Source organism: Pseudomonas sp. GM25 (assembly GCF_000282255.1).
Classification (GTDB): Bacteria; Pseudomonadota; Gammaproteobacteria; order Pseudomonadales; family Pseudomonadaceae; genus Aquipseudomonas; species Aquipseudomonas aphyarum.
In genome coordinates, this window is the sequence record NZ_AKJQ01000062.1 from 23,499 (window position 1) to 29,068 (window position 5,570).

Annotated in this window: 5 protein-coding genes; 2 read left to right on the plus strand and 3 right to left on the minus strand. The window is 61.5% G+C overall.

Features of this window, described 5'->3' with window-relative positions:
• Nucleotides 1-24: 24 nt before the first annotated feature.
• Nucleotides 25-774 carry a creatininase family protein gene (locus tag PMI24_RS23915; protein WP_007958543.1) on the plus strand — a complete coding sequence of 250 codons (750 nt, stop codon included), beginning with the start codon at nucleotides 25-27 and terminating at the stop codon, nucleotides 772-774.
• Nucleotides 775-840: 66 nt separating this feature from the next.
• Complete coding sequence (locus PMI24_RS23920; RefSeq protein WP_007958546.1) at nucleotides 841-2,259, plus strand: aldehyde dehydrogenase family protein; 1,419 nt, start codon at nucleotides 841-843, stop codon at nucleotides 2,257-2,259.
• Nucleotides 2,260-2,325: 66 nt separating this feature from the next.
• Here PMI24_RS23920 and PMI24_RS23925 read toward each other — a convergent pair whose 3' ends face one another.
• The 3 genes from PMI24_RS23925 to PMI24_RS23935 form a co-directional block, all read right to left on the minus strand.
• The gene (locus PMI24_RS23925) at nucleotides 2,326-3,759 is read right to left on the minus strand and encodes a catalase (protein WP_007958548.1); all 1,434 of its coding nucleotides are present in this window, start codon (nucleotides 3,757-3,759) and stop codon (nucleotides 2,326-2,328) included.
• A gap of 136 nt (nucleotides 3,760-3,895) precedes the next feature.
• The gene (locus PMI24_RS23930; RefSeq protein WP_007958550.1) at nucleotides 3,896-4,312 is read right to left on the minus strand and encodes an organic hydroperoxide resistance protein; all 417 of its coding nucleotides are present in this window, start codon (nucleotides 4,310-4,312) and stop codon (nucleotides 3,896-3,898) included.
• A 40-nt stretch (nucleotides 4,313-4,352) separates the two neighbouring features.
• Nucleotides 4,353-4,757 carry a hypothetical protein gene (locus PMI24_RS23935; RefSeq protein ID WP_007958552.1) on the minus strand — a complete coding sequence of 135 codons (405 nt, stop codon included), beginning with the start codon at nucleotides 4,755-4,757 and terminating at the stop codon, nucleotides 4,353-4,355.
• Between the last annotated feature and the right edge of the window lie 813 nt (nucleotides 4,758-5,570).

Below are 5,570 nucleotides of genomic sequence, written 5' to 3' on the forward strand. Positions count from 1 at the left end.
AACCTTCGAAGAGTGAGAATCCTGATGCTTTTATACCTATCGACCTGGTCCGAAATAGCGCAATTCCTCGAACGCAGCCGCACCATCGTCATCCCGATCGGCTCCAACGAACAGCACGGGCCGACCGGCCTGCTGGGCACCGACTGGATGTGCCCGGAAATCATCGCCCATGAAGCGCAGAAAAGCGCCGACATCCTGATTGCCCCGACCTTCAACATCGGCATGGCGCAGCATCACCTCGGGTTCCCCGGCACCATCTCGCTCAGGCCTTCGACCTTCATCGCCGCCATCGCCGACTGGGCCCGTTCGCTGGCCGCCCACGGCTTTGAAAAGATCTTTTTCCTCAATGGCCACGGCGGCAACATCGCGTCAATCGAAGCCGCGTTTTCGGAGCTGTACGCCGAAGCGAGTTTCGCCCGACGCAAGGCCGGGTTCGCCCTGAAGCTGTGCAACTGGTGGGATCTGGAAGGAGTGAATGAGCTGGCCCGTGATCAGTTCCCGACCGGTCACGGCATTCATGCGACTCCTTCGGAAATCGCCGTGACCCAATGGGCGTATCCCGATTCCATCAAGTCGGCCGACTACTCGCCGCAGGTCGCCAATTGGGGGCCGATCCGTGAAGCGGCGGATTTCCGCGCCCGTCACCCGGACGGCCGCATGGGCTCGGACCCGGCGCAGGCTTCGCCGGAAAAGGGTCGGCAACTGGTGGAAATGGCCGCTCGCGGTCTGGTGCAGGAGGTGCAAGCCTTCAGCCGCGAATCACTACCCGACTGAACCGTCGCCCTGATCAACGCCCGGATTTTCCGGGCGTTGCTGTTTCAATACCTTGGGAATATCGCCATGTGGACTATCCGTCACAGCTACATCGATGGCGCGTTCGTGCCCGTTCAGGGCAGCGAAACGATCGAATGCATCAACCCGGCGACGGAGTCCGTCATCGGTACGGTCACCCTGGCCAATCGCGACGATGCCAGGCAAGCCATCGCTGCCGCACAGCGTGCGCAAGCCACGATGGGCCGCACCTCGAAAGCCGAGCGCATCGACATGCTCAGGCGCCTTCAGGCGGCGGTGCTGGAAAGCACCGAAGACATACGCGACACCGCCATCGAGGAGTACGGCGCACCGTTGGCTCGTGCGCAATGGGTCAGCCAGTACGCTTCGCAATCCTTTGCCAATGCGGCGCAGGTGCTGGAGAACTACGAACTGGTCCGGCCTGTGGGGCGTGCAAGAGTCGTGATGGAACCGGTCGGGGTGTCGGCGTTGTTCGCCCCCTGGAACAGCACCGCCGGTACGGTATGCAGCAAACTGGCGGCGGCGATTGCCGGCGGATGCGCCTCGGTCATCAAACCGAGCGAACTCAGCCCGTTGCAGACTCAGGTGCTCGCGCTCGCCTTGCACCGTGCGGAACTGCCCAACGGGGTGATCAATATTGTTCTGGGCCGTGGGACCGATGTGGGCGACGAGATCAGCACCAGCCCGCACGTCGCGAAAGTTTCGTTCACCGGCTCCACCGCCACAGGAAAACTCATCGCCCGCGCCGGCATCGAGACCATAAAACGGGTGAGCCTGTCGCTCACCGGCAAGTCGGCGTCCATCGTGCTTGACGACGCGGATCTCGAAGCGGCCATCCCCATGGCCCTGAATGCCGCCTTCATGAACAACGGGCAGGCCTGCGTCGCCGGCACGCGGCTGTTGGTACCGCGCACGTTCTTGCCGCAGGTGATCGAACGGGTGAAAACCCTGGTCGACGCGACAGTGGTCGGCGATCCCCGGGACCCGGCTACCGCCATCGGCCCGTTGGTCAACCAGGCGCAGTTTGATCGCGTGCAGGGCTTTATCCGGCGCGGGCTGGAGCAGGGCGCGCGATTGATCGTCGGCGGGGAAGGTCGGCCTGAAGGGCTGAGCAAAGGTTATTTCGTGAAGCCCACGGTGTTTGCCGATGTCAGCAACGACATGGACATCGCCCGGGAAGAGATTTTCGGCCCGGTACTGTCGATCATCGCCTATGACGATGAGGAAGACGCCATCCGCCTGGCCAATGCCAGCGTCTACGGTTTGCAGGCGTATGTGTTCACCCGCGAGGTCGAACGTGGCCGACGCATCGCTGCGCGGCTGGAGGCCGGTTCGGTGTTGATCAACCGGATCGCACCGGAGTTGCTCGCGCCGTTTGGCGGGGTCAAGCAGTCGGGGATCGGCAGGGAATTCGGGATATCAGGACTGGAAGCGTTTCTAGAAGCGAAAAGCATCGTAGAGGACTGACAACGGCAGCAGGGCAAACAGGATCAATCCTGCTTGTCCTGCTTGCCTTGCTTACGCCATTGCGGATCAGCCCAGCGCTTCGATAGCCTGCGCAACGCCTGCACCGTAAGCCGGATCGGCGCGGGTGCAGTTATCTATGTGGCGTTGTCGGGTCTGTGCACTGGCGCCATGGATCGAGCGCGCGGTGTTCTCGAACAAAACCTGTTGCTGGGCGGGGGACATGGCCCGGAACAGCGCACCCGGTTGCGAGAAGTAGTCGTCGTCCTCGCGGTGATTCCAGTGCCCGGCGCTGCCTTTGAGGGCCAGCGGCGGTTCGCTGAAATCCGGTTGCTCGGCCCACTCGCCATAGCTGTTGGGCTCGTAGCCGATTGTGCTGCCCGCGTTCGCATTGGTGCGCATCTGGCCGTCCCGGTGATAGCTGTTGACCGGGCAGCGCGGGGCGTTCACCGGGATCTGATGATGATTGACGCCGACGCGATAGCGCTGGGCATCGCCATAGGAGAACAGGCGCGCCTGGAGCATTTTGTCTGGTGAGAAGCTGATGCCGGGCACCACGTTGGCCGGGTTGAAGGCCGCCTGCTCGACGTCGGCGAAGTAGTTGTCGGGGTTGCGGTTGAGCTCCAGCACGCCGACTTCGATCAGCGGGTAATCCGCGTGAGGCCAGACCTTGGTCAGGTCGAACGGGTTGATCGGGTAGGTCTCGGCGTCCAGTTCCGGCATCACTTGCACGTAGAGCTTCCATTGCGGGAAGTGGCCTTCCTCGATGGCGCTGTACAGGTCGCGCTGGGCACTTTCGCGGTCATCGCCGATCAGGGTCGCGGCTTGTTGGTCGGTGAGGTTCTCGATGCCTTGTTGGGTCTTCCAGGTGAATTTCACCCAGAATCGATCGTTCGCCGGGCTGATGAAACTGAAGGTGTGGCTGCCGAAACCGTGCATGTGGCGGTAGGTGCGCGGCAGTCCGCGATCACTCATGACAATCGTGACCTGGTGCAGCGCCTCCGGCAGCAAGGTCCAGAAATCCCAGTTGTTGCGGGCGCTGCGCATATTGGTACGCGGGTCGCGTTTGACCGCATGGTTGAGGTCGGGGAATTTCAACGGATCGCGCAGAAAGAACACCGGCGTGTTGTTGCCCACCAGATCCCAGTTGCCTTGCTCGGTATAGAACTTGATGGCGAACCCGCGGATGTCACGCTCGGCGTCCGCCGCGCCACGCTCGCCGGCCACGGTCGAAAACCGGACGAACACATCGGTGGTCTTGCCCACGCTGGAAAACAGTCTGGCCTTGGTGAAACGGGTGATGTCGTGGGTGACCGTGAAGGTGCCGAACGCGCCCGAACCCTTGGCGTGCATGCGCCGCTCGGGGATGACTTCCCGATCGAAGTGCGCCAGTTTTTCCAGCAACCAGACGTCCTGCAACAGCATCGGGCCTCTCGGGCCGGCCGTCTGTACGTTGTTGTTATCAACCACGGGCGCGCCCGCAGCAGTCGTCAGCTTGTTCATGCGCAACTCCTGGCTTTTGTCGGTTTCCCGTCATCACATCAAAAGCCCCGGGCGCGATCTATTGCACCATGGTGTCGCCGGATAGCACCAAGGTGTGGTTGGAATGGATTGCGTTTTGGTGTCGGCAAAAGACGGATCAGGCGAGGGTGATGCTGACCTTGATGTTGTTGCGCGTGGCCTTGGAGTAGGGGCAGTTCTGGTGCGCTGCGTCGATCAGTTGTTGCGCCACTTCGGGATCGATCTCCGGCAGTGACACAGCGAGTTGAGCCTGCAGGAAAAAACCTTGTTCCCCGTGGACCAGGTCGATTTGAGCATCGACCCCGGCCGTTGTCGGAAAACCGATCTTGCGCGCGTTGCAGGCATGGCGCAGCGAGCCGAGGAAGCAGGCCGACCAGCACACGGCGAACAATTGCTCGGGGTTGGTTCCGGTGCCGGGCGCGCCGGGTGGAGAAAGCTTGAGATCCAGTCGGCCATCGTGACTGCGTCCTGTGCCCTCGCGGCCTCCCGTGGTGCAGGTATGCGCGGAGTAGAGGATTTTTTCGATATCGATCATGGGCATTCCCTGAAGAGCATTTCACAGCGAAAAGGGCGGTTCATGTTGCCCGTGTGGGTTCATGACATTCACGTGCAGACGCACCCGCCAGCGCGTCGGCCGTGGCCACGGCGTCAGTGCCGCGATGGCCCAGGTTGTCGAGCAGGATCGTGCGGGCGATCTCGATCAGCCAGGCGCGAAACGGAAAGCTCGGGTCATGGGCGGCCTGTTCCTGATAGAGCGCCCTGAAGGCTTGCTGAACGAGGCCGCCGGTGTCTTCACGACGGATCCGCCCGGCCTGCACCTGACCTTCGTAAAAGGCGATGAGCAACGGCGTCACCGTCGCGAACAGCTGTTGCGCCTCACCCCGGCCATGCCTGACGGCGCCCGCGACCAAGGCATACAGTTCGTCGTTGCCGAGCCGGTCGGCCTCGCACAGGCAATTGTCGCGATAACCTTCAGCCATGGTCGAATCCCTCGCAAAACCATCGTTCGACTGAGCGAGGCGAGCGAAAAGGTTCGCAGGTGGCCTGGCGTTCAGCGGTGAGATTCAAGCCTGCCTTCAGCGCTGAATGACTGCCAGTTATGCGTTGTTAGCGCTTGTTAGCGTTCGTCTGTTGCAGCGCTTGAAAGGATGATTTTTCCGCTGGCCGATCAAGGCCCTGCGCGGGTTTTTCATGCCCTTTGTCTGGAAGAAATGGCGGGGCGGTGTACGAGCATTTTTGACATCCCTGTCTCTTTGCCACCGTCACAATGACGTAGGAAACAGCTGATATTTATTTCACCGAATTCCTACATTTCGTTTGCCTCACCAGCAAAAAACGTGGTTATTATCCGCCGGCGCTTCGGGTCACAAACCCGGCGCCAGAAGATTGCCGTGCGTCTACAGACCCGGCAGTCGCAGCCGATCGGGACCACCCTGGCGCTGTCATCCCCGCGCAGGTTGTTCCTCGTCGTTGACCCTCAAATGGAAGTCGAGGTTTCAATTGGTCACGCGGTTTGCAATCGACGATGCAATGAACGGTGCGACGGATGTCGCCAGTGATTCAGCCCACTTTCCCGCTGCCTGCGCCGACCGCGCGGCGGTGTTCTTCTCCAGCCTGTCTCCCCCCGGATTTCTGCGTGTGCCCTCGTTCAACGCGAGTCTGCACGCGCGCGCCGCGCCATCCTCCTGAATTCGAATGACCGTACCGGCACCTGATGCCGGGGCCTGACTGGCAGGGCACGTGCTGTCCCTGCCTGATCACAAAAATAATGTAGTCATGGACGGTAGCCTCCG